General features: G+C 43.9%; 24 protein-coding genes, 1 pseudogene and 1 riboswitch. Of the genes and pseudogenes, 5 read left to right on the top strand and 20 right to left on the bottom strand.

What is annotated here, in order from left to right; all coding sequences use genetic code 11:
• Positions 1–18: 18 nt before the first annotated feature.
• Together crcB and D4N35_RS08385 are read left to right on the top strand one after the other, a co-directional pair.
• Positions 19–414, top strand: coding sequence for a fluoride efflux transporter CrcB (gene crcB / locus D4N35_RS08390; protein ID WP_120072419.1), 396 nt, complete (start codon positions 19–21; stop codon positions 412–414).
• Positions 411–746, top strand: a complete 336-nt coding sequence (locus D4N35_RS08385; RefSeq protein ID WP_120072417.1) for a fluoride efflux transporter FluC — start codon at positions 411–413, stop codon at positions 744–746. The genes crcB and D4N35_RS08385 overlap by 4 nt, the downstream gene beginning before the upstream one ends.
• Here D4N35_RS08385 and D4N35_RS08380 read toward each other — a convergent pair.
• Together D4N35_RS08380 and D4N35_RS08375 are read right to left on the bottom strand one after the other, a co-directional pair.
• Positions 729–1241, bottom strand: coding sequence for a GNAT family N-acetyltransferase (locus D4N35_RS08380; protein WP_120072415.1), 513 nt, complete (start codon positions 1239–1241; stop codon positions 729–731). The two genes, D4N35_RS08385 and D4N35_RS08380, sit on opposite strands and share 18 nt — an antisense overlap.
• A gap of 59 nt (positions 1242–1300) precedes the next feature.
• Positions 1301–1783, bottom strand: coding sequence for a CcdC family protein (locus tag D4N35_RS08375; RefSeq protein ID WP_120072413.1), 483 nt, complete (start codon positions 1781–1783; stop codon positions 1301–1303).
• Positions 1784–2021: 238 nt separating this feature from the next.
• On the opposite strand from D4N35_RS08375, the gene D4N35_RS08370 reads away from it, so the two are divergent.
• Positions 2022–2201, top strand: a complete 180-nt coding sequence (locus tag D4N35_RS08370; protein ID WP_120072411.1) for an aspartyl-phosphate phosphatase Spo0E family protein — start codon at positions 2022–2024, stop codon at positions 2199–2201.
• 38 nt (positions 2202–2239) lie between these two features.
• On the opposite strand, the gene D4N35_RS08365 is transcribed toward D4N35_RS08370, so the two are convergent.
• The 6 genes from D4N35_RS08365 to D4N35_RS08340 form a co-directional block, all read right to left on the bottom strand.
• Positions 2240–2461, bottom strand: a complete 222-nt coding sequence (locus D4N35_RS08365) for a YneF family protein (protein ID WP_120072409.1) — start codon at positions 2459–2461, stop codon at positions 2240–2242.
• 77 nt (positions 2462–2538) lie between these two features.
• Positions 2539–2976, bottom strand: coding sequence for a sporulation inhibitor of replication protein SirA (gene sirA / locus D4N35_RS08360; RefSeq protein ID WP_120072407.1), 438 nt, complete (start codon positions 2974–2976; stop codon positions 2539–2541).
• A 527-nt stretch (positions 2977–3503) separates the two neighbouring features.
• A complete protein-coding gene (gene tkt, locus D4N35_RS08355) occupies positions 3504–5522 on the bottom strand; it encodes a transketolase (RefSeq protein ID WP_120072405.1) in 2019 nt (672 codons plus the stop codon).
• 319 nt (positions 5523–5841) lie between these two features.
• Positions 5842–6075: a DUF896 domain-containing protein gene (locus tag D4N35_RS08350; protein ID WP_120072403.1), complete on the bottom strand. Its 234-nt coding sequence runs from the start codon at positions 6073–6075 to the stop codon at positions 5842–5844.
• An 88-nt stretch (positions 6076–6163) separates the two neighbouring features.
• Positions 6164–6817, bottom strand: coding sequence for a YneB family resolvase-like protein (locus D4N35_RS08345; protein ID WP_120072400.1), 654 nt, complete (start codon positions 6815–6817; stop codon positions 6164–6166).
• A gap of 21 nt (positions 6818–6838) precedes the next feature.
• Positions 6839–7033, bottom strand: a complete 195-nt coding sequence (locus tag D4N35_RS08340; RefSeq protein WP_120072398.1) for a hypothetical protein — start codon at positions 7031–7033, stop codon at positions 6839–6841.
• Between the two features lie 159 nt (positions 7034–7192).
• On the opposite strand from D4N35_RS08340, the gene lexA reads away from it, so the two are divergent.
• Entirely contained in the window at positions 7193–7816 is a 624-nt protein-coding gene (gene lexA / locus D4N35_RS08335) for a transcriptional repressor LexA (RefSeq protein ID WP_120072396.1), read from the top strand.
• A 188-nt stretch (positions 7817–8004) separates the two neighbouring features.
• On the opposite strand, the gene spoIIP is transcribed toward lexA, so the two are convergent.
• From spoIIP to D4N35_RS08320, 3 genes are all read right to left on the bottom strand, one after another.
• Complete coding sequence (gene spoIIP / locus D4N35_RS08330) at positions 8005–9093, bottom strand: stage II sporulation protein P (protein ID WP_164876318.1); 1089 nt, start codon at positions 9091–9093, stop codon at positions 8005–8007.
• Positions 9094–9212: 119 nt separating this feature from the next.
• On the bottom strand, positions 9213–9575 hold the full coding sequence (locus tag D4N35_RS08325; protein WP_120072392.1) for a DUF488 domain-containing protein: 363 nt from the start codon (positions 9573–9575) through the stop codon (positions 9213–9215).
• 258 nt (positions 9576–9833) lie between these two features.
• Complete coding sequence (locus tag D4N35_RS08320) at positions 9834–11882, bottom strand: catalase (protein WP_120072390.1); 2049 nt, start codon at positions 11880–11882, stop codon at positions 9834–9836.
• 177 nt (positions 11883–12059) lie between these two features.
• On the opposite strand from D4N35_RS08320, the gene D4N35_RS08315 reads away from it, so the two are divergent.
• Positions 12060–12272 (top strand): KGG domain-containing protein, encoded by a 213-nt coding sequence (locus D4N35_RS08315; RefSeq protein WP_120072388.1) that lies wholly within the window; start codon positions 12060–12062, stop codon positions 12270–12272.
• 127 nt (positions 12273–12399) lie between these two features.
• On the opposite strand, the gene D4N35_RS08310 is transcribed toward D4N35_RS08315, so the two are convergent.
• The 9 genes and pseudogenes from D4N35_RS08310 to D4N35_RS08270 all read right to left on the bottom strand — a co-directional run bounded on the left by D4N35_RS08310 (position 12400) and on the right by D4N35_RS08270 (position 22785).
• Positions 12400–12720: an XdhC family protein gene (locus tag D4N35_RS08310; RefSeq protein WP_120072386.1), complete on the bottom strand. Its 321-nt coding sequence runs from the start codon at positions 12718–12720 to the stop codon at positions 12400–12402.
• Positions 12717–13550, bottom strand: a complete 834-nt coding sequence (locus D4N35_RS08305) for an XdhC family protein (protein ID WP_120072384.1) — start codon at positions 13548–13550, stop codon at positions 12717–12719. The genes D4N35_RS08310 and D4N35_RS08305 overlap by 4 nt, the downstream gene beginning before the upstream one ends.
• 9 nt (positions 13551–13559) lie before the next feature.
• On the bottom strand, positions 13560–15896 hold the full coding sequence (locus D4N35_RS08300; RefSeq protein WP_120072382.1) for a xanthine dehydrogenase family protein molybdopterin-binding subunit: 2337 nt from the start codon (positions 15894–15896) through the stop codon (positions 13560–13562).
• On the bottom strand, positions 15893–17368 hold the full coding sequence (locus tag D4N35_RS08295) for an FAD binding domain-containing protein (RefSeq protein ID WP_120072380.1): 1476 nt from the start codon (positions 17366–17368) through the stop codon (positions 15893–15895). The genes D4N35_RS08300 and D4N35_RS08295 overlap by 4 nt, the downstream gene beginning before the upstream one ends.
• Entirely contained in the window at positions 17365–17850 is a 486-nt protein-coding gene (locus D4N35_RS08290) for a (2Fe-2S)-binding protein (RefSeq protein ID WP_120072378.1), read from the bottom strand. The genes D4N35_RS08295 and D4N35_RS08290 overlap by 4 nt, the downstream gene beginning before the upstream one ends.
• A gap of 140 nt (positions 17851–17990) precedes the next feature.
• Positions 17991–18088, bottom strand: a riboswitch (purine riboswitch).
• A 156-nt stretch (positions 18089–18244) separates the two neighbouring features.
• A pseudogene (locus tag D4N35_RS08285) lies at positions 18245–18690 on the bottom strand (universal stress protein).
• 354 nt (positions 18691–19044) lie between these two features.
• A complete protein-coding gene (locus D4N35_RS08280) occupies positions 19045–20172 on the bottom strand; it encodes a Ger(x)C family spore germination protein (RefSeq protein WP_120072376.1) in 1128 nt (375 codons plus the stop codon).
• The gene (locus tag D4N35_RS08275) at positions 20169–21266 is read right to left on the bottom strand and encodes a GerAB/ArcD/ProY family transporter (protein WP_164876317.1); all 1098 of its coding nucleotides are present in this window, start codon (positions 21264–21266) and stop codon (positions 20169–20171) included. Before D4N35_RS08275 ends, D4N35_RS08280 begins: the two co-directional genes overlap by 4 nt.
• On the bottom strand, positions 21256–22785 hold the full coding sequence (locus tag D4N35_RS08270; RefSeq protein WP_120072372.1) for a spore germination protein: 1530 nt from the start codon (positions 22783–22785) through the stop codon (positions 21256–21258). The genes D4N35_RS08275 and D4N35_RS08270 overlap by 11 nt, the downstream gene beginning before the upstream one ends.
• Positions 22786–22885 lie beyond the last annotated feature (100 nt).

The raw sequence follows: 22885 nt of genomic DNA, 5'->3' as shown, positions 1-22885 counted from the left end.
CATTGAAAGGTGACCTTGATGAATTATTTAGCAGTGGGCATTGGCGGGATGGCGGGCAGCATTATCCGCTATTTAATCAGCCTTTATTCAATTAATCTTTGGTCCGGTTCCTTCCCATACGGCACCTTTACAGCAAACATGTGCGGCTGTTTTATATTGGGGCTGTTAACGGGATTGAATGAAAAAAAGGAAATGATCCCTAAAACGATCATGCTTGGGCTTGGAACCGGCATGATCGGATCGTTGACGACGTTTTCGGCCTTCAGTGTGGAAACTGTTCAATTATATGAGTCCTCTTCCATTTATATCGCAGGTCTGTATGTACTGTTGAGTGCAGTTTTCGGCTTGCTGCTCGCATGGAGCGGTTTTTATATCGGGCAGAAGGGTTCAGAGAAAGTGGTGGTGAATAAATGAATATCCTGCTGATCGCCGTCGGCGGCTTTTTTGGTGCAATTGCCAGGTATTTTATTGCAAAAAAACTTCCTTCAATATCCACCTTTTTTGTCAACATGACCGGATCTTTTTTGCTGGGATTTTTAATGGGGGTCATGCCCCCATCAAAATGGAGCCTATTATTGGGTGTAGGATTTTTAGGTTCATATACAACTTTTTCTACATTTAAAGTTGAAATTATTCATCAATTCCGGGAAAAGAAATGGAAGCCGGCATTGGCCTACATGTTTCTCAGTTATTTCGGAGGCATCCTGCTCGCATTTTTTGGCTATATGTCAGGACTCAGACTCTAGCAATTTAGACATCATCAATTCATCTTGAGGCGTCCCATTGATCATGAGCGAAGCTCTTTTCGTCCCCTCAACCCGAAAGCCCATTTTTTCATATAGGGCGATTGCTGCCTGATTCTGACAGACAACCGTCAACTCCAAACGGATGGTCCCTTGTTTTACTGCCCACTTTTCCAGCTCCTGAAAAAGCCTCGTTCCAATCCCTTGCCCATGATACTCTTTCACAATGCCTATGACAAGATAGGCTGAATGTCTGGTCCTTCTGGCATTACCGCTGAATGCTGCCAGATAGCCCACTAGTTCTTTTTCCATATTTTCTGCAACGAGAATTGTCGAATGACCGTCTTGCTCCATTTGTTCCAGCTTCCTGCGCTGCTGCCCCAAGGAGATGTTCCTTTCTCCTGCTTCCATTAGCATATAATCGGATTCCGCATCCACCCGCCGTGCCAATTCAAGGAAGCTCCCGGCATCTTCAGGTATAATCTCTCTAATTCTCATAGCCATCTCCACCCTCTGAAAGTAGTAAAAAAATCCCCTTCAGGGGATTACATAGTGAATCAAATGGAAACTGATCGATCTTTATTCAATTTTAAACTCAACTTTTTATATTGCAAATACATGGCCAAACGCCAAGGGACGATCATGCCAAATGCCAATATCCAAAACATTCCGCTCAATTCCCCTACATCAATCGATTGACTGAGAAAGGACTTGAAAAGCAAGCGAATGAGCAGAAGGACGATAAGTATGAACCCAAACGCTTTTGATCGCTTTAGGTAAATGGCCTCTTCGCGCAGTTCAAACTTGGACGTTTTTATAAGCAGAATGGAAAACAGCATGCCGACAGTCACAGCCTCCAAAATTTCCACCGCTGTCACTCGGAAATAAGGGTGAAGGAACATTAACGCTCCTGTACTCATAAAAACTGGCGGCAGAAGGATTTTCTTCGCAGATACCGGTTTCCGGGACGCTTTCATGCGTACAAAAATGGCTAGTATCCCCATGCACAGGGCGGCCACAGTCGAAAAAATGATTGTCATGCCAGTCATCCCTTAATGTAATAGATTTTTTCACTTACCTATTATATACCAAAAGTAAGACCCATCCAAAGATTTTTTTGTCATTATTCATATAACAAATTCAGAATAAGTCGAAAAAAGAATGATATATTTATGTAAAAATGGTAGAAAAGTTGGATATATATTTGCTATAATAAAAATGGCAAAAAAATAATTAAAAATATATAGATGCAAGTTTTTAGGAAGGGACGTATTTCAGGTGAAAGATTATTTACGTGAGGAAATTGAAAAGAAGCGGAAAGAATTGTTTGAAATTACAAAAAGCGTGAGCCTCACATCAAGACTTGCACTTCAATACAGCGAAGAACTGGACTTACTATTAAATCAATACGACAGCATCGTTTCACATGATATGCAGCAAATAGAAAAAACCGGCTGACCCTAGGGTTCACCGGTTTTTTCTCTATTAGATGAGCATTACTTGTTGTCCATCTGCTTTTTCATCATGCCCATCATCTGGTTGATTTTCTTTTGTGAGGGTTTCATCCCCATTTGCATCATCATCATACGCAGCATCTGTTCATTGATTGGCGGGTTTTTCTTTAGGTAATCCATCATATATTTACGGGCGATGAAAAATCCAAGCGCCACTCCAGCCAAAAGAGCGATCGCACCCGTTAAAATCAATTGCCAAACCATCCAAAAATTCCTCCTTCGTGTTGTCTCACTTCAGTTTACTGAATTCCCGAATATTATACAATACTTGCCCCGCGATTTCATATGTATTTTCTTTCTTTAACCGGTTTTACCCAGCCATATCTTTCATTTTCTATATCAACAGCAAAAAAATGGCCATCAAATTTTCTCAGTACTTCGAAGAAGATCGTCTCGGACTCAAAACCGCCCCATGCGTTCAGCTGGAGCCAATCTTCCTCAATGGCCAACTCCGCTCCGTCTTTATCTTTTGCCTGCCCCATGCAATATACCTTTCCCTTTATGTATATTTGCTGGTTTTGCACAAATTGGGAGAACAACTTATGTAAATCCAAGTATGGCAAAGGCTCGGTAATATAATCTATTTGCTTATGTATGATTTCCTTGAGATTTCCATCGGCAGAGTGACTGCCGGCAAACAATTGGAAAAATCGGCTTTCCCGCCCATAAAAGTAGTCGGCGAATTCATCTTTTATCATATAAATAAAATATGTTCTCATAGGAACCTTCACTCCATTGCCAGTTTTCTCCTATTATAGTGAAAGAAAAGTGAAAAGTTTGTCAATTGCTGTAATGAACAGCTTTTTTTCTGGTCTTTTCAGGAAGCTGCAACGATTGAATAGTTCCATTATGAATTTTTTTATATCATTAGGCAAACAAAAAGATAAAAGAGGGGAAATCCTCCCCTCTTTCTCGCAGTTAAAGAAAGCATAAAATTTTACTGAACTTTCTCTTCAAACAGAGGTTACGTAATGTCCAGCTCCAGCGCCTATCGACTAGCAGACTTCACGCTTCTTCCTACGATAAGTCAACATCGCTTCGCTCCGCTGCGCGTGTTGTCCGGCTGCGAGTGCCATCGGCGCAAGGATTAAGCCAATCGCTGCTGAAGGCAAACTACGCCTTCTTCAGCGCTCGTCTTATGCTTGTCGCCGATAAGCAGGCACTCTCCGCACTTCCTTATCCTTTATCTCGTCAGAAGCGCTCCAGTCTGTACGTCGATAAACAGGCGCTTCCGCCTTTGTTCCCATCATTTTTTTAGGAGCGCCTTTACTTTTTCCACCACATTTGCCGGTGTAAATCCATACTCCTCTATCACCTTCCCGCCGGGTGCCGAAGCTCCAAAACGGTCAATCGCCAATATATCTCCTTCATCTCCTGTATATCTTTCCCAGCCGAGGGAAGCTCCCATTTCAATGGCCAAACGCTTTTTCACCGTAGAAGGAAGAATAGATTGCTTATATTCTTTTGATTGTTTTTCAAACCGGTCCCACGACGGCATGCTGATCACTGCAGCGTCAATGTCCTGTTCAATTAAAGCTTTTTGTGCTTCAATGGCAAGGCTCACCTCGGACCCGGTTGCAAGCAGCAGCACATCGGCCTGCTCTTTGTTCGCCGGGGAAATGACATAGGCTCCCTTTTCCACTCCGGATTTCGCCAAATCCGCGGATCTTGAAAGTGTCGGTACATTCTGCCTTGTCAAAATCAGAGCCGTCGGCTGTTTGTCCGATTCAATCGCCAGCCTCCAGGCTGCGGCAGCTTCGTTCGCGTCGGCCGGCCGGATCACTGAAAGGCCCGGCATCGCCCGCAAAGAAGCCAATTGTTCGATGGGCTCATGTGTCGGTCCGTCTTCGCCAACGGCTATGCTGTCATGCGTAAATACATATGTGACGGGCACTTCCATCAATGCGGCGAGACGGATGGCCGGACGGAGATAGTCGGAGAAAACAAAGAATGTTCCTCCAAATACCTTCAATCCCCCATGAAGAGCCATTCCATTCAAAGCGGCACCCATTCCAAATTCACGGACACCAAACCAAATATTTTTTCCTGCATAATTTTCCGCACTGAAGTCCTGTTCGCCTTTAATCATTGTTTTGTTTGAGCTGGCAAGGTCTGCCGCGCCTCCGAATAGAGAAGGCAGGTTCTTGGCAATGCTGTTCATGATTTCGCTTGCTGAAGCCCTGGTAGCCAAGCTTTTTCCTTCTTCATAAACCGGGATATCTTTATCCCATCCTTCCGGCAGCTTGCCTTCTGCTGCATTCTCAAGCTGCCCGGCCAACTCCGGATGGGACGCTTTATATTCTTTAAATAATTGGTTCCATTCGGACTCTTTATTTCCTCCGCGCTTGATTGTTGTTTCCTCAAAATGTTCATAAACTTCTTCGGGCACATAAAAATCTTCTTCGTATGTCCACTTGTAATATTCTTTTGCCAGTTTCATTTCGGCTTCTCCAAGCGGGTTTCCGTGTACGTCGGATTTTCCGGATTTATTTGGCGCACCGTATCCGATGACTGTTTTCACTTCAATCAAGGTTGGACGTGACTTGTCCGCTTTCGCCTGCTCAATGGCCTTCCCGATTTCTTCTACGTCATTTCCATCTTCTACGCGGGTATATTGCCAGCCGTAAGCTTCAAAGCGTTCGCCCACATTTTCGGAAAATGATTGGGAAAGATCGCCATCTAGTGTAATATCATTGGAATCGTATAACATGATCAGTTTTCCAAGTTTTAAGTGGCCGGCCAGGGAGGCAGCTTCGGAGGCAATCCCTTCCATCAAATCGCCGTCACCGCATAACGCGTATGTATAATGGTCTACTATGTTAAAACCGTCTTTATTGTATGTCGCAGCCAAATGGCGTTCCGCCATGGCCATCCCTACTGCCATGCCGACCCCCTGTCCAAGCGGCCCTGTTGTGGCTTCGACTCCGGGAGTATAACCGTATTCAGGGTGGCCCGGTGTTCTGCTGCCCCACTGGCGGAAATTTTTAATGTCTTCCATCGTTACATCATAGCCCGACAAATGAAGCAGGCTGTATAAAAGCATGGATCCATGGCCGGCCGATAAAATAAAGCGATCGCGGTTAAACCACTCCGGATTTTTTGGGTTGTGGTCCATATGCTTTGTCCATAAAGTATAGGCCATGGCAGCTGCACCCATCGGCAATCCGGGATGTCCCGAATTTGCCTTTTCAATAGCATCGATCGACAGTGTCCTGACCGTATTGATCGAGAGCACATCGAGCTCTTTTACATTATGATCTCCCATCTTGATTCTTCCTTTCCCATATGTTCATCATACTTATCATAAAGATATTGATAAAATTAAACAACTCTTTCCATAAAGAAAAGCATAAGCGCCTTGCCCATCGACGTACAGACTGGAGTGCCTCCGACGAGATAAAGGAAACACGGCGAGGAACGAGCCGATGTTGACTTATCGTAGGAGGAGGTGCGAAGTCTGCTAGTCGATAGGCGCTGGAGCTAGACATACCATGTCATCATTCGAATATAAGCTTTATCCAATTTTATTTTTTCTTTTGAAAAAAGAAGCGGGAAAACTTGAATGGCTCCCGCTTCTTATGACATTAATGGAACTTCTTGTCCTGTTGGATTTTTCTCACCTTCAAAGGTGTCACTTCGTCTCCGTTTGGGTCAAATACTCTTACATTCTCAATCGTCTGTCTCATAGAGGCACGAAAAGACTGCAAATATTCCCCTCTAAGCTTTGACTGCTCTTTTGCCTCTGCTTTTGTCAGGCCTGTACTCTTTGCTTTTCTTGCGAGTTGATTGATCCTATCGAGTTTTTCTTTTGAAAGCATAAAAAAACTCCTTCGTTTTCATTTTGCCGCAAGTCAATACTACTAGAAAAACCGGTTGAAAACAATAAAGGAGTATTGAATAATCGCCTTAATTTCGGCTGTCATTCCGATCCATATATTCCTGGTATCTTCTATGGACGGTAGCTTTTGAAACATCATATCCGAAACCTCTAATGACCGAGGCAATCTCTTCAAAGGTCAGGCTGTTTTGCCTGAGCCGGACAATCTCTTCCACCGGGATCTCTTTCCGCTCTCTTCCGTTTATATTGCCGCGTTTCTTTAAGTTTTGTTCAGGCCGATAGCCTTTTGCCACCGCTCTTTTCATACCGCGCCTGATTTTGATATTATGCAGCTTCCGCTGATATTCTTCTACCATTCCTATTATATGAAGGAGCATAGAATCTGTTTCAGATACTTGAAGTTCACCGTCATGGGCAAGTGAATACAGCTTGACATCTTCCTTAAATAAAAAATGTATAAGTGCGATTTTGGCATTTCCACGGCCAAGCCTGGTTTCATCCTGGATCAGAACTGCATCGATGTTCCCGGAAGAAATTTTATCCAGCATTTCCATTAACCCGGGCCTGTCCAGGTCATATCCGCTCGACTGATCATGAATGACGGAGTCAACCTGAAAGCCCCATTTTCCGGCGGCAGCCGACAATTCCTCTTCCTGCCTGGCCAATGAGGTTTCCTGCTCTTGTTTTTCAGTGCTTACCCTGCAATAAATGATCACTTTCATATCAAACACTCCATTGGACACTTATTCTAGCTCTTGTTCCTTTATTATCAATCCTTGGCTGTTCTGTGCTTGCTCGGCATAAACATTCTGTTGGTTTCCCATCATACTGGGAGCCTGCTCTTCTTCCGCCAGGTTAAAAATGAATAAAAGCCCCATTATAATTGAAACAATACAAAAGATGACGATAAAAGAATGATTCCTTATGATTGACAACATCCATATCCTCTCCCCGAATATTTGTTCGCATTTATTTAAAATCATTATAACCAGAACGTAGGTTTGTGTCAAACAAAAATTCGAACTTACGTTTGTATTAAAAGAACCCGCGTGCTATAATATGGATAGCTCATAATAGATATAAAAGGGTGTGAAACAATGTCCAAGCTTTCAAAAAGGCAGGAAGCTATTTTAACTTTCATTAAGGAAGAAGTGAGAAAAAAGGGGTACCCTCCTTCTGTGCGTGAAATTGGGAAAGCCGTAGGCCTGGCATCAAGTTCAACTGTACATGGACACCTGGCAAGATTGGAAAGCAAAGGTTTGATCAGAAGAGATCCGACCAAACCGAGAGCCATAGAAGTCCTTGATCAGGAGAATGCAGCTGTCCCTGCCAAAAACGCAGTCAATCTTCCCCTTGTCGGTAAGGTTACTGCCGGAGTGCCTATTTCAGCTGTAGAGAATATCGAGGATTACTTCCCCTTTCCCGAACAGCTGATCCCCTCCGATGATCAAACATTCATCCTTGAAATTATTGGTGAAAGCATGATCGAAGCCGGAATTCTTGACGGAGACTATGTAATTGTCAGACAACAGCAAACCGCGGACAACGGCGACATCGTCGTAGCGATGACAGAAGAGAATGAAGCGACTGTCAAAAGATTTTATAAAGAGAACGGATACTTTAGACTCCAGCCCGAAAACTCAAATATGGAGCCGATTATCGTACAGAACGTATCCATACTTGGAAAAGTGGTGGGATTATACAGACGTAACATTCATTAGATTTTAGCGTAGATACCCGTGACTTCAGTAATTGGAGGAAGCGCTTTTTACGTAAATAATTGCAAATGCGAACAAACATCTTCAGCCCGTAAACATCTAAAGCAAATTGGTTAAGAGAAAATTGTTATGTGCGTGATGTCAATCATCAAGGGCCTGAAAAAAGGCTCTTTTTTTATTTCAATAATACGCTATTTATTCACCTCCATTGATTCTCCCCAATAGTATTCGCTGATAACATCTGCAAGTACATCAACTGTCCGGTCCAATTCCTCCTGAGTATTATCCACACCGCCTATCTCGATTAATAAGGAATTCTCGGACAAGTCCTGATTATATATTCCGTTATTTCCGCCAGCCTTTGTTTTACCAAAAACCCCGCGTGAAAGAGTTGGGTATTTCTTTTGAATGGAGTGGTGCAGGCTGGTGGCAAATTCAAGATTTTTTTCATAATTCGGGTGTGCTTCACCAATGACAAACAGGCATTTGGCGTATTTTTCCCCATTGATCGTTGCAGTGGTCACCGCCCTTCCTAGAGAGTCGCGATGGATGTCAATGTAATACCGGACCTGTTTATTTTGATTCATCGCATCAACTACTACCTCTCTTGAAGCTTCATATGATTGTTCGTATCTCATGCCTCTTTTTTTTAGCATCCCTTGTATGTCTTTATTATTTACCAATGTTTTGATTCCTTTTTCCTCAAGTTTCTTTCCTAGCCGCTTCCCGAGCAAAGAGACATTTTTCTCTTTATGCCAGGCGCGATTTGGATCCGTCACTCCCGGAAGCATTGGCAAAAAGGATTCCGTATTATGTGTCGAATAGATAAAGACGGCATGATCCTTTGTTTGTGAATCCTCAACCGGTTTTTCCTCTGTATATTCCTCCCCACCCTCATAAATATCAAAATCGGCAGGCGGCGGGGATTCAATAGGGAGGTTAGTAAAATCGGTTCCTTTGCCCGCCACGATGATTTTGGGAGTGGCAGCATTCAGCCCGGGTATTTCGCTGATCAAAAAAGATTTCATGTTTCTGAGATTGATATTCGTGAACAGTTCCAATGCATCTTTCCCAAACGATCTCTCGTACCCTTCCGGCAGAATCCTTTTTAAAGCCTGGTTTTCCAATGACATAACATACAGAAAAGACTCTGTTCTTGTAGGGTCATTGGCGATAAATGACAGCAAACTGATTTTTACACTTGAAAAAGCAATTGCGGAAACTAGACAAAATAGTGCGGTGACGGTTACAAAGAATTTGGCTGCAAGTTTTAGCATCATTTTCATCCTTTATGTTTTAACGTGTTTATTCATTTATATGAAAATGATGAGAGACTATGAATACAAAAAACCATGAGCTGTCTTAGGGGCTCATGGATTCTTCTGCTGTATTAATGCTATTATTCGCACTTTAAAAGAACTTCTTTCAGAACGGCTGCCTGATTATGTTTTTCATCCTTTGCACCATATAGCAAGGTTACATCCTCATTTTTCATCCGCTCTTTCAATTCTTCCAAATTCTTTTGACACGTTTCATTCTCTTCCAAATAAGAGAGATATTTTTCCCTGAACGCCGGAAATTTTTCAGGGTCATGCTGAAACCATTTCCTCAGCTCGGTGCTTGGAGCAAGCTCTTTCATCCATTTATCAATTTGCGCCTTTTCCTTTGAGATTCCCCGCGGCCAAATCCGATCTACCAAAACACGGTATCCATCACCCGATGAAGGTTCATCATAGATTCTTTTAATCTTAACGCTTCCCATAGAGACTCCTTTCTCGCAAATTATTTTCATTCTTGCCACTTTGGGATTTATACTATCAAAAGAACAGTGCTTTTTTAAGGAGTTGTTTAGGCATGCGAGAATTGGCAGGGCATTGCAGAACGTGCGGCAAGGAAATTTATTGCGAAAATGGCTTTTTTAATGGGGTAATTCTCAAAGACGGAAAGATCATCTGCTTTAATTGCGAGGAGAAAAAGCCGGAAAAATAAACGGGACAGGCAATCAATCCCTGCCCCGTACTCAGAGGGTTTTTCTGTTCCAAAAACGGTGCTCAGCAACGGCTTTTGTAAACTCTTCTAAAAATCCGCCCGACGCATCACCCGTTATAACTCCGGCATTGCTCGGCAGGTTAAGTTCCTCGAGCAGCTGCTTCCCTTGATAGGATGCTCCAATCGGCTTATAGTGGGCAAACGCTTCTTTTATGAAATAGGCAGCCGACTCAAAAAATTGATGGCTGGTCTTTTCACCGCCGACAATATAGGCTGAATCAAACAAAACGGAGTCTCCCGTGGCAAACGTCTGTTCAACCTCCAATTCAGCACCATTTTGACCTTTGATAAAACCTTGCTTTTCACCAACAGTAACAGGCTGGGCCCCCACTTTCTTTAAGGCTTTCAAGATTACAGGCACATTTTCGTTAAAGCCCTCTCCGACTAAAACCGCGATTTTGCGAGTGTCCGGCTTTTTCACCGTTTTCTCCTGGCTTAGCGCCGGTGAAGATTTGTTAACTTTAGGAGCCAGGCTTTCAGCAGGTGGCCGGACCCCTACATTTTTCGCTGTTGTTTGGGCCAGATCCAGGTCCACATTTGAAAGCATATCCACTACCTGCTGCCGGACATTTTTCTCTTTACACATACCCAATTCAAAGCTGAAAGCGTTGATGATATGCTCTTTTTCAGGTTCGCTCATCGAATTCCAGAACAAAACAGCCTGTGAAAAATGGTCTTTGAAACTGTCGCTTCTCGCCTGTATTTTTCGTCCGTCAATTTTCTCCTGATAATGCTTATATCCTCCCTCGTCCTCAGAGGCTGCGGCAGGAGTATTACCCGCCAGCGAATTGTTATGATAGCTGACCTGTCCCACATTGATTGTTTGCCGGGCGTAGCCATCCCGCTGGTTATTATGGAAAGGGCAGACAGGGCGGTTAATTGGCAGTTCATGAAAATTCGGCCCTCCCAACCGGATCAGCTGCGTATCGGTATAGGAAAACAGCCGTCCCTGAAGAAGAGGATCATTTGTAAAATCTATGCCGGGAACAACATTTCCCGGATGGAAAGCAACCTGTTCCGTTTCTGCAAAGACATTATCGACATTACGATTCAATGTCATTTTTCCAATGATTTTTACCGGAACATCTTCTTCAGGCCAAATTTTGGTAGGATCGAGAATATCAAAATCAAACATAAACTCATCTTCTTCTCCAATAATTTGTACGCCCAGCTCAAATTCCGGATAATCACCGCGGTCAATTGATTCATAAAGATCCTGCCGATGGAAGTCCGGATTTTTACCATTCAACTTTTGCGCTTCATCCCAAACGACAGAATGAACTCCAAGCACAGGCTTCCAATGGAATTTTACGAAAAATGCCTCCCCATTTTCATTTATAAATCGGAAAGTATTAACACCAAATCCTTCCATCATCCGAAAACTTCTGGGGATTGCCCGATCAGACATAGCCCACATGATCATATGTGCCGACTCCTGATTGTTCGCAACAAAATCCCAAAATGTATCATGGGCGGTCGCTGCCTGAGGTATTTCATTATGGGGCTCCGGTTTGACCGCATGGATCAGATCAGGAAACTTGATGGCGTCCTGGATGAAAAAGACGGGCATATTGTTTCCAACCAAGTCATAGTTGCCTTCCTCAGTATAAAATTTCGTGGCAAAACCGCGGACATCCCTTGCCAATTCACCGGAGCCGCGGGATCCTACAACAGTAGAAAATCTGACAAAGACTGGCGTTTTTTCCCCAGGTTCCTGCAAAAATTTTGCTTTAGTATATTTCTTCATAGATTCATAGACTTCAAATTCTCCGTGAGCTGCGTATCCCCTGGCATGGACAACCCTTTCCGGAATCCGTTCATGGTCGAAGTGGGTCATTTTTTCCCGGAAATGAAAATCCTCCATAAGTGTCGGTCCGCGTTCTCCGGCTTTCAGTGAAAACTCATCTTCCGAAACTTTGAGCCCCTGATTCGTTGTCATCTTTTGACCCTTGTCATGCGAACGATAAGTATCCAGCTGTTTGTTCTTGCTCTCGGCATTTGCATTACGCTCGTCTTTCATTTTTTTATAATTCCTCCCCAACAATAATCTATATACAGCAACTACCCTCTGTTTCCTTTGTAAAACTTCAAAAGATTTTTCATTATCACCCTGCAAAAAAATTAAAAATGTTTTAAATAACAAAGACCGGGAATTTAATAGAGTAGTCACACATTACATGAAAGGAGGAGTTTCGAAATGGCAGACAAAAAGAATAACCATAAAATGACAGTGGAAGAAGCAGGACGAAAAGGCGGAGAAGCAACTGCGCGCAACCATGATAAAGAATTCTACAAGGAAATCGGGCGCAAAGGCGGCGAGGCCACTTCAAAAAATCACGACAAAGACTTTTACGAAGAGATCGGCCATAAGGGCGGAAAAGCCCGCGCCGAGCAGCATGACGATAAGTAATGGCCAAAAGTTAAGCACAGACCCTTAATGATCTGTGCTTTTATCGTACAAAGGGGACTTTTTTTCGAAAGAAACAATTCCGCTGATTAAGAGAAGACAAGGATCCCTCTGCAGGATCCTTGTCTTTCTATTGATTCACCGGCTCTATAAACACATCCATAATCCCGCCGCAAATACCGCCATCCTCATACATCAAGCCTTCCGTCAAATCGACCTGATGCTGGAGGGGAATCCCCTTTTCCATGACGGCAAAGGCTTTTTCAATCACTTCACCCTCACCGCAGCCGCCTCCGATCGTTCCAAATATTTTGCCGTCCGGATAAATGAGCATCTTTGCGCCAGTCTCCCTCGGCGTCGACCCCTTTGTGCGAATAATTGTTGCGACAGCTGCCCGGATCCCATTTTCCCGAATGGACATGACTTTTTCGAAAAATTCAAGAGTGCTCATTTCTTTACTCTCTCCCTAAACTTCAATTGCGAGTAGCTTGGAATTTTCTCCTTCAATGAATTTCCGCTTTTTCCGTTTTTCACTTTTAAAATTTCAGCCATGATGCTGACAGCAATTTCTGCAGGCGTCTGTCCGCCAATGTCCAGGCCCACCGGAGAATAAATATTGGTAAAATTGTGATCGGAAAATTCATCTTTCAATTGTTCGAAAACCCCGGATATCCGGCGCCTGCTCCCAATCATTCCGATATATGCCGTCCGCTGTTCCTGTTCAATAGCCTCTTCCCTCCTTAAAAGTTCCTGCAGACTGACAACATCGAACTTATGCCCCCTCGTAAGCAACACAATAAAGGTATTAGGATTGACAGGGAGGTTTTGGAAAAATTCGACATATGAAGTGCAGACAACTTCATCTGCTGTGGGGAATCGCCCCCTGTTTGCAAACTCGGGGCGGTCATCTATGACCGTAACATGAAAGCCCGCCATTTTCCCGATCTCTGCCACAGGCTCAGATACATGGCCGGCACCCGCCACGATCAGACGCGGGGGGACCGGAAACACCTCCATATAACATTCAATCTGACAATCCCCATATTCAAATTGAATAGCCTTTGTGACCCCTTTTTTAAAAAACGGCAAAACTTGATCAAAAACCACTGTTTGAAGCCCTTTAGACAGGACTGCGTCGCCAGAAAGGATGCCGTCTTCCTGCATGAGAATCTTTGAGCCAATCAGCGATTCGTCGGAATGCTTCGTTATTGTAACAAGGGCGGCATCATCCCGGCGTTCCTTGATAGCCTTCAAAAGCTGCTCATACATTTGTTTGCTCATCAATATGCATCACCCCGAAACAAGTTCATGTGACTTTGACTCCTGAATCGCCTGAAAAATTTGTTCCGGTTTGGCCGGCAGCTTTTTGATTCTGACGCCTACTGCATCATGAATGGCATTCAAAATCGCGGGAATGATCGGAATCATGACAACCTCTGCAATACCCTTGGCTCCAAATGGGCCGGATGACTCCATTGATTCCACCGGAATCGTTTCAATCACAGGGGTTTCCCGGATGGTCGGGATGATATAATCTGTCAGGTTTCTCGTTTGGTGATAACCATCCTTCATGATGACGTCTTCATACAAAGTGTAGCCAATCCCCATAATGGCTCCGCCTTCCGCCTGCCCTTCCAAACCTTGGGGATTCAACACCTTTCCCACATCAGGAATGGCGACGACTTTCAAAACGTCCGTTTCACCCGTCAAAGTATCCACTTCAACCATCACGACATGGGTCATATAACCGTATAAATGATGCGGCGCCCCTCCGGAATTTTTCAATTCCTTCTTTTCACGCGGAAAATAGAAGTGCCCTTCGACCCGTGTCGATTGATTTTTTTCCCTCAGCGCATCATAAATCTCCCTATAGGAAACGGACCGGCTTTCATTTCCTGCTGCAATCAGTTTATTCTCCACGACTTCGATTTGATCTGAACCTACTCCCAATATTTCTGCTGCCGTTTCGGACATCAGGCTGACCATATTCGGTGCGGCTGTTGCAATGGCGCGGCCTCCGGTATAGGTTGACCGCGATGCCGAAATGGTTCCGCTGTCCAACGTTTCCTTCGTATCGCCTTGGATGACCACGATATTGCCGATATCACATTTTAAGCACTCGGCTGCCACTTGGGCATATACCGTTCCATTGCCGGTCCCGATTTCTTCAATGGCCAAGCCGACTTTGAATCTCCCATCTTCCAACAACTCAATCGAGGCTGCCCCGTAATCCGGAGTCCGAAGTCCCATTCCGACTGCGTGAAAGGAAGTCGCAAGAGCCACCCCGCGTTTTTTCCACGGTTCGCTTGCCTGTGATTTATAAAGGTCCCGATTAGCCCAAAGATCACACTCTTTTGCCTTCTCCAAGGTTTCTATGGTGCCGACACTTGATTTGACGACATGACCCAGACTGGATACTTCCCCCTGGCGATAGGCATTTTTCTTTCTGATTTCAATCGGATCAAGCCCCGTTTTTTCCGCCAGCATGTCAATATGCGTCTCGATTCCGACGCAGACCTGATTGACCCCGAATCCACGAAAGGCACCCGCTATGCCGTTATTCGTATAAACGCAAAAACCTTCCATATCGACATTCGGGATTTTATATGGTCCCGCGGCATGCTCTATGGCCAATGCTATAACGGCTCCGCCAAGTGAAGCGTACGCCCCTGTATCACCTACCGCACGAACTTTATGGGCCACGATAGTTCCGTCTTTTTTCGCCCCGGTTTTCACCGTGACTTTAAATGGATGGCGCTTAATGCCGGCCACAACCGATTCTTCACGCGACAAATGAAGTTTCACCGGCCTTCCGTCCGTATTTAAAGCCAGCAATGCCAAATAAATTTGGACGGTGATTTCGTCTTTTCCGCCGAAGCCCCCGCCATTCGGGCTGGAATGGATGTGAATGCGCTCAGGGTTGAGAGCAAGGGCCCGGGCGATTTGAAGCTTATCGCGATGGCCATATTGGCCGGGGCATTGAATCGTCAGGGAGCCGTCCTCTTCAACTTTCCCCCATCCGCCTTCCGTTTCAAGGAATGCATGCATTTGCCGCGGTGAATAAAATGTATTTTCAAAGATGAAGTCTGCCTCTTCAAACCCTTTGTCGACATCACCGTTTTTGATCACCACATGGCTGTGGATGTTTCCGTCGGGATGAAGCTGCGGAGCTCCCTGGACCATGGCGCTTTCAGGATCGGTCACGGCTTCCAAAGGTTCATAATCGACTTCAATCAGGCCAATCGCTTCTTCCGCGGCTTCAAGTGTTTCCGCTGCGACAAGGGCAACGGCATCCCCTGTACATCTGACGATATCTTCACATAGCACGGGCTGATCAGGCGTGACGATTCCGAATCCGTTAAAGCCGGGTACATCTTCATGTGTTAAAACACAGATTACCTCAGGATGTCCCTCAGCTTTCGATATATCGATGGACTTTATTTTTGCAAACGGATATCTGGAACGGAGGACTTTACCCCAAACCATATTGGGGTAATGGTAATCTGTCATATATTTTTGTTCTCCGGTCACTTTTTCAGGGCCGTCAATTCTTTTGACCGGTTTGCCGACCCATTTCAGTTTTTTATCTGTGCCGGATTTTTTAATTTCCTCCATTTGTCGGCTCATTTCTCATCCCACCTTTTCATCAACCGATATAATCCTCTTGCCAATAAAGCGCTCGCCATGCTTCTTCTGTATTTCGCCGTTGCCCTTCCATCCGTGATCGGCATGACTTCCTTCCAGGCAATATCCGCTATATCCCTGATTGTGTTGTCATAGAGAGGGCCCAGGCTGAGCATCCTTTCACATTTGGCTGCCCGGATGATTGTAGGCCCTGCCGAACCAAAGGCGATTTTTCCCTCAAGGCACTCGCGCGGCCCTTCGCCCATTTTCAAAGAGATGGCCACATTGACGATCGAAATGGACTGCGCTTTTCTAGGGCCCAGCTTTTCAAATATGCCAATTTCATTTTCCGCCTGAGGGCGGATGATGATGTTCGTAATCATTTCTCCCGGCTGCAGAACAGTATTTCCGGGTCCATTAAAAAACTCTGTAATTGGGACAATCCTCTTACTATGAAGGGAGCTAAGCTCAATTTGGGCATCAAGCACAAACAGGGGAGGAATCGTATCGCCTGCTGGCGATGCTGTTCCCAGGTTGCCTCCAATTGTCCCCATATTCTGAATCTGGATCCCGCCCACTTCGTTTGAAGCGGATGCCAGTACATCGGCTTTTTCCCATAGAAGCGCTGAACGGATGATATCTGTATGTGTCGTCAGCGGCCCGATATGGATCCCGTCGCTCTCTTCGCGAATGTACCGAAGGGAGTCCATTCCCTTTATATTGATCCAGGTTTCGGGCCTCCCAATGCCGTCTTTCATCCGCACAACGGCATCCGTTCCGCCGGCTAAGAGGCGGACCCTTTTCTCCTTATCACTTAAAAAATACAGGCATTCTTTCACTGATTTTGGTGTGACCACATCAATCTCGGATACTTTCATTTGAAGCCTCCTGTCGCTTGTAAAATATTCTTCCGGTTTATTGAAATTGAAAAGAACGGATGGGTCATTCACATCCAGGTAAGCAGTTTGCTGTTGAAACTTGCTGATTACACCTCTGAGTCCCAGTGTCTCTTCATTAATAAGCAGCAGATCATTCTTAATGGATTCATGAAACAAAATAGGGTGCCCCCGCTTATTTTTGTATATCGGAATGACAGCTGCTGCCCCGGTTTCTTTCAGATGCTTTATCATTTTATTCAAAACGCCTGCAGGGACAGGCTGATCTACGGCAGAAATAAAAATCCCCTCCGCCTCTTCTTGAAGGCTGGAAATTCCCTTTCTGATGGATGAACTTTTTCCCTGCTCATATTTTTCGTTTATGACTGTTTTTACATGAAAAGCTGATATGATGTTTTGGAGCCTTTCCGCCTGGTAACCAAGGATCACGATTATTTCATCAGTACCCGCTTTTTTCATCTGCTCAATCTGGTATTGGATCAGGGTTCTCCCTTCCCATGGAAGCAGTGCTTTTAACTGTCCCATGCGGCTGGACATGCCGGCTGCAAGCAGGATGCCCGCAGTTTTGAATTCATTCAATTGGGAATTTCCTTCAATGACTGTTTCTTTGCAGCGGTCTGTACGGCTTTTATGATCTTCGTATATCCGGTGCACCGGCAAAGGTTTCCGCTTAATGCCTTCATGACTTCATCTACTGCCGGAACATGATCGATGCTGTCCAAAAACGACCTGGCCATGACAATGAATCCCGGTGTGCAGTACCCGCATTGCGTGGCTCCTTCGTCGCAGAAAGCCTGTTGGATCGGATCCATGCTTGTTGTTTGCCCAATTCCCTCAACGGTGACAACGCTTTCATTTTCTACTTGACCCGCCAGTATAAGACATGAGCAGACGGCTTCACCATTTACAAGGACAGTACATGAACCGCACTCTCCCTTTCCGCAGCATTCCTTGCTGCCGGTCAATTGCAGTTCATCACGCAATACGTCAAGCAGCGGCAGGCTGGGCGGGCAGGTGACAGACGTTTCCTGTCCGTTGACCTCAAATTTGATTGTTTTCAAGAGATCGACCTCCATACGTTTTTTGTATAGGGCCATTTTGCATCGCAAGAAGTCCTGTTGCGGGGATTTACATGAAGGAACCTGAAGTGAAGTTTACTGGAAGCAGAAAATAAAAAAAGCTACAAAAAGGAGCCTTCCAAAATAAGAAAGCGCCTTTTCGTAGCTAAGGTTTACGGTTCCCTGTAGAAACCCCCGCACCGAACAGCGGGGTTATACGAAAATGGCCTATGTAAAAAGTATGCCTGAACTTGATGATTTCGCCTTAATTATATATGCACCGCAATTGCATGTCAATACGTAATTTTCTAAATAAAATAATTTCCAATAAAAATGTGACCGCCCCAGTCTGTTTGGGTAGTCTCATATATCTTGCTTTCTCCCATGGAATTTCTGTTTATTTCTTTTCGGTTCTTACTACAAGCACATCGCACTTGGCATGGCGTGTAATATGTTCGGATATACTTCCAAGAAACATTCTTTCTACCGCATTGATCCCTGTCGCTCCACAGATGATCAAGTCTGCATTGACCTTTTTTGCAGCTTGTTTTGTAATGACTGTTTTTGGTGATCCTTCCTCAACAATTGTCTCCACTTTTTCAAGACCTTGTTCCTTCGCCTGCTGAGCGTAGCGATCCAGAAGCTCCTGGGCCTGACTTATGGCCTTCTTTTTAAAATTCATATCGTACATTTCAATTCCGCGGTAATGGCTCGTGTCCACCACATGAACAAGGTTCAACGCGGCGTTGTTCCACTCGCCGCCTCAATCCCTTTCCTGAAAGCCCATTCCGCAGGCTCAGAGCCGTCGACTGCAACAAGGATGTGTTGATAAGATAAGTCCATATGTATACCCCCTCTTTTATTTGTTATATCTCTATTAAACTATTTTATTGGAGCGAAATCCAGGAAATCCAGAAATATATGGAAAAAGAGGTATTGGGAGAATGGGGCTGTCCGAAAAGTGGAAATCCCCTAATACTCAATAATTTAAAATTGATATATCAAGGTTTTTAGAACATGAAAAGGGTGTCCAAAAGTTAAAAAATGACTTTCAGGACAGCCCCATTCAGCCGGCAGGTTTTTTTAATTCAATTCAGTTTCTTCCGTAAAATTTCTCTTTTATTTACAATTTTAATAAGCATGAGTCTTTTCGTTTAAAAAAAGAAATACGAATTTAATATTACCAACAACTGGCGATCAATTAATAATCCCGTGCCGAACGATTTCCACATTAAATCTGGCTTCAATCGGAATTTCAGGGTAAACTTCCTTCCAATCGGTTTTTTCCCACGTGGAATGGTGATACGCTTTCACTCTCTCGCCCAGACCCAATGAATCATTATTGGCCTCTTGTATTTTCGCCAAAGTTTTTTTCGCCAATTTATTTAACCGGTTTTCTATACGTTTGGCCAGGGCTTTCACTTCTTTTTCCTTATTTAAATGATCTATTGGATATTCATCAACCTCCACCTCGAGATGCACGTTTACCTTGGCGTCTATATGGCCTTTATTTGCATTTACCTTTACTTTTCTTTTGTTGTGCCGTACGGCGATATTCACAAAGTTCTTATCGTGCTTTTTTTGATCGTTTCTTACCTTTAAGTTTAATATTATGCCCTTTGTGTTTTGATCCGATAGAATCAGAAACATGCTCGTCTCCTTAATATTCAATTTTCCTGTCACTCGATCACCATTGAATAATGCCAAACCTTCCACTTTCGGTACGTTTTTTTCCCGCTGTAAACTAATATAAGGCAACACAAGATCTTTACCTTTTGATAAAATAATTGGACAAGCGGTTTGCACATTTTCATTTTTGGTAATTCCCTGTTCTTCTGCACTGTCAAGAAGCTCTGAATAAACATCACTGACAAGCATGGAATCATCCGTCTTGACAGATAATGCATCCTTTGCTTTTCCGTCAAAGACAGCCATTTTGGCAATTAATGGACCTCTCAAGTCCCGATAGATGGAATCCAAAGTTGAAAAAATGCCTTGGGAAGCCATTCTTTCCCCCAAAAGAATGACCTTTGTTTTAGACCTGTCAAATTTTTCGGAAATGCTCTGGTCCATTTTATTTTCAGCATCTTTGACTGTATCCCCGGTCGTCGATAACACTTTACTTTCATTCGAAGTTGTATTTTGCTGAGACACACCACTATTGTTTTTTGGTAAGGTAACTGTCTTGATTAACTTTTCGTCATTGCCCTTGTCATATCCAATGGCCAATACCAGACTGTGGTCCTTTAATAAGCGCTGATCCCAGCATCCGGCAAGAATGATCGCCAATATGGCTGCCCAAATAAAGGTTAATCGATGAATCATCCGCTGTTCCCCCGCTCCTTCTTGTTGAAAATAATGGATATAAGTAAAAATAAAATCGGCAAGCCCAAAGCGAAAGGAAAAACAATAAATTTATTATAAATCCTGGATATGGATACTACCTCATAATTCCCGTTAAAAATCACCGCCAACAAAAAGCATAGGCATGCAGTAATGATGACGTAATTTTTGATTTTATTTGAATTCATGACATTTGATAGGCCCAAGGATGAGGCATATATCGTATTCATAAATGCAGAGGCCACCAGGACAATCCACATGGACGTAAAGAGCAAATCCGGCCTTTCAATGATTCTGAAAGAGAATGCCTTGACTAAATATAAAACCGGTTCAGGTACTAGCTTAAATTCTTCCGGACTAAAGAAGAGCAAACACGTCAAGACCAAAAACGAATAAAAAAGTGTGATAAAGATATTGGCAATCGTTGCTGCTTTTATCACGCCCTTTTTACCCGATTGAACAAAAGGATGGATGACCAGCAATAACTCGAATCCCTGAAATGCATATAGACCCTCTCCCGTTCCTTGTATCACCGGCAGGACGCCATTGGTTCCGACAGGCAAAATAAATGTAAGGTTTGCATCTTTTAAGGCGTAAGCGGCCAATCCGATAAATCCGATTAAAACAACGGAGGAAAGAACAAAGAAACGAGCCATGAGTTGCAGATCATCTTTTACAATGTAAACTGCTGTAAGCGCCATAAGGACAAGTATTAACCATGCGGGTGTCTGTGGCATCATCCAAGCTTTGAGGATATAAACAAATTTTGCTAGGATATGGCCTCCAATGGCAATAAAATACATACTATATAAGATGACGATCATTTTTCCGATCCATTTTCCAAAGAGAGATTGGACAATCCCATACAAATGGCTTGATGGAAAACGCATCATTAATGCGCCGAATAAAAAGATCGCCATTTGAATGATGACTCCCGTTAGCAAGACAGACATCCAACTGTCTCCCTTTGCTGTCATAAAAACATCGAAAGGTAAAGTAATAACACCTACTCCTACCTGGCTGTGAATTAATAAAAAGATCAACTGAAACTGAGTTATTTCCTTTTTAGCGATCATTCTTTCCCCATTCCCTTGATGCCTTCTGTCTAACCGGCTTTTGGGCTTGTGCATCTTTTGGACGGCGGTTCAGCGTCCAGATTGGAAAACGGACAATGGCATCCTTTAACTCTTTTACATGAAGGGGGGCCAAAGGCGCAATATATGGCGACCCAAAGGAGTCCAATTTACACATATGGATGATGATGATCATGAGAGCAAATACAATACCCACAAACCCGAGAGTCGCTGCTCCAATCATGACTGGCAGCGATAAGACCCGGACTGTGTTTCCCATTTCATAAGATGGTAAACAAAATGACATGATTGCTGTCAAGGCAATGACAATGACCATCATGTTTGACACCAGGCCCGCATTGACGACTGCATCACCGATAATAAGGCCACCGACAATGCCGATCGTCTCGCCGATTGGCGAAGGGAGCCTGATTCCTGCTTCCCGTATTAATTCAATGGTGATCGCCATGACGAGCGCTTCAAAAAATGGCGGAAATGGAATATTTTCGATCGAACTTTTAACAAGCGTCACCAGATCATATGGAATGATTTCAAAATGAAAGCCGACAACAGCGATGTATGTGGGCGGAAGCAGGAGGGACCCCCAAAAGCTTAATAATCTCAGTAAACGAAAAACGGATCCGGTGTATAATCTGATATTGTAATCATCAGGCGTTTGAAAGAAGGAAAAAAACGTGACGGGCACAACCGATAAATCGGACGATCCTTCGCTCATAATCGCCACCCTTCCCTCCATTAAATGAGCCTCCGCCCGATCTGGTCTTTCAGTAAAGAGAATTTGCTGGAACGGGGAAAACGGATGATCTTCTATGCATTCCTCAATATATCCCGGACTGAAAATCATATCGGTTGAAATCGATTCTATCCGCTTTTGAACTTCCTCAACGACCGACGGATTTGCAAGCCCGCTCATATAAATAATCGCTACGTTTGTATTTGTTTCCCTGCCCAATTTAATGTATTTGATCGTCAGCCGGGGGTTTTTCACACGTTCCCTGAGCAGATTGATATTGACGTCCAGTTTTTCCACAAATCCTTCGTGGGATCCGCGAACCACTTTTTCATTATCGGGTTCCTCCGGTGTCCGGACATTTACTTGGACTGTATTGAATAAAAAAACATCGGGTGCACCCTCGAAAAAAAGTGCACAGTTTCCTGTTAACAACGCAGATACCACTTCGTTTAACCTGGTTGATATATTGGACTCTGTACTGGTGATCAAATCCTTGATACTCTTTCCTTTTTCCGCTTCTGCCAACGGAACCAGAAAACTTCGCTGGATTTCCTTCTCATCAGCCATTGTCTCCAGATAAATGAGCTTTCCGTGCTGTTCGTGAAAAGTGACATCCCGCATTTTCAAATCATCCGTATTGTAGAAAGCATCACAAATATATTTAATATTATCCTCAATAGATGGAAAAAGCTTTTGAGGATCCTCTTCCTTATTATGGTTATGAGACGTTATTAACGGCTTTCCTTTCCTTTTCTTAAAAAAAGACATAGAACCTGCTCAACTCGTCTCCTGTAATTTTTCTATAAGTATTTACAGTTGTTGCCTGTTCTATTCAATTCTGCGCAGTGGACCATTATAAAAAAGCAAA

Origin of the sequence: Siminovitchia fortis (genome assembly GCF_003605365.2) — a bacterium.
Taxonomy (GTDB): Bacteria; Bacillota; Bacilli; order Bacillales; family Bacillaceae_C; genus Siminovitchia; species Siminovitchia fortis.
The sequence above is the reverse complement of the archived record's forward strand: the minus strand, read 5'-3'. Positions and strand labels throughout refer to the sequence as shown.

Coding starts and splice junctions, on each gene's coding strand:
- crcB (WP_120072419.1), top strand. CDS start 19: ATGAATTATTTAGCAGTGGGCATTGGCGGGATGGCGGGCAGCATTATC.
- D4N35_RS08385 (WP_120072417.1), top strand. CDS start 411: ATGAATATCCTGCTGATCGCCGTCGGCGGCTTTTTTGGTGCAATTGCC.
- D4N35_RS08380 (WP_120072415.1), bottom strand. CDS start 1,241: ATGAGAATTAGAGAGATTATACCTGAAGATGCCGGGAGCTTCCTTGAA.
- D4N35_RS08375 (WP_120072413.1), bottom strand. CDS start 1,783: ATGACAATCATTTTTTCGACTGTGGCCGCCCTGTGCATGGGGATACTA.
- D4N35_RS08365 (WP_120072409.1), bottom strand. CDS start 2,461: ATGGTTTGGCAATTGATTTTAACGGGTGCGATCGCTCTTTTGGCTGGA.
- sirA (WP_120072407.1), bottom strand. CDS start 2,976: ATGAGAACATATTTTATTTATATGATAAAAGATGAATTCGCCGACTAC.
- tkt (WP_120072405.1), bottom strand. CDS start 5,522: ATGGGAGATCATAATGTAAAAGAGCTCGATGTGCTCTCGATCAATACG.
- D4N35_RS08350 (WP_120072403.1), bottom strand. CDS start 6,075: ATGCTTTCAAAAGAAAAACTCGATAGGATCAATCAACTCGCAAGAAAA.
- D4N35_RS08345 (WP_120072400.1), bottom strand. CDS start 6,817: ATGAAAGTGATCATTTATTGCAGGGTAAGCACTGAAAAACAAGAGCAG.
- D4N35_RS08340 (WP_120072398.1), bottom strand. CDS start 7,033: ATGTTGTCAATCATAAGGAATCATTCTTTTATCGTCATCTTTTGTATT.
- lexA (WP_120072396.1), top strand. CDS start 7,193: ATGTCCAAGCTTTCAAAAAGGCAGGAAGCTATTTTAACTTTCATTAAG.
- spoIIP (WP_164876318.1), bottom strand. CDS start 9,093: ATGATGCTAAAACTTGCAGCCAAATTCTTTGTAACCGTCACCGCACTA.
- D4N35_RS08325 (WP_120072392.1), bottom strand. CDS start 9,575: ATGGGAAGCGTTAAGATTAAAAGAATCTATGATGAACCTTCATCGGGT.
- D4N35_RS08320 (WP_120072390.1), bottom strand. CDS start 11,882: ATGAAAGACGAGCGTAATGCAAATGCCGAGAGCAAGAACAAACAGCTG.
- D4N35_RS08315 (WP_120072388.1), top strand. CDS start 12,060: ATGGCAGACAAAAAGAATAACCATAAAATGACAGTGGAAGAAGCAGGA.
- D4N35_RS08310 (WP_120072386.1), bottom strand. CDS start 12,720: ATGAGCACTCTTGAATTTTTCGAAAAAGTCATGTCCATTCGGGAAAAT.
- D4N35_RS08305 (WP_120072384.1), bottom strand. CDS start 13,550: ATGAGCAAACAAATGTATGAGCAGCTTTTGAAGGCTATCAAGGAACGC.
- D4N35_RS08300 (WP_120072382.1), bottom strand. CDS start 15,896: ATGAGCCGACAAATGGAGGAAATTAAAAAATCCGGCACAGATAAAAAA.
- D4N35_RS08280 (WP_120072376.1), bottom strand. CDS start 20,172: ATGATTCATCGATTAACCTTTATTTGGGCAGCCATATTGGCGATCATT.
- D4N35_RS08275 (WP_164876317.1), bottom strand. CDS start 21,266: ATGATCGCTAAAAAGGAAATAACTCAGTTTCAGTTGATCTTTTTATTA.
- D4N35_RS08270 (WP_120072372.1), bottom strand. CDS start 22,785: ATGTCTTTTTTTAAGAAAAGGAAAGGAAAGCCGTTAATAACGTCTCAT.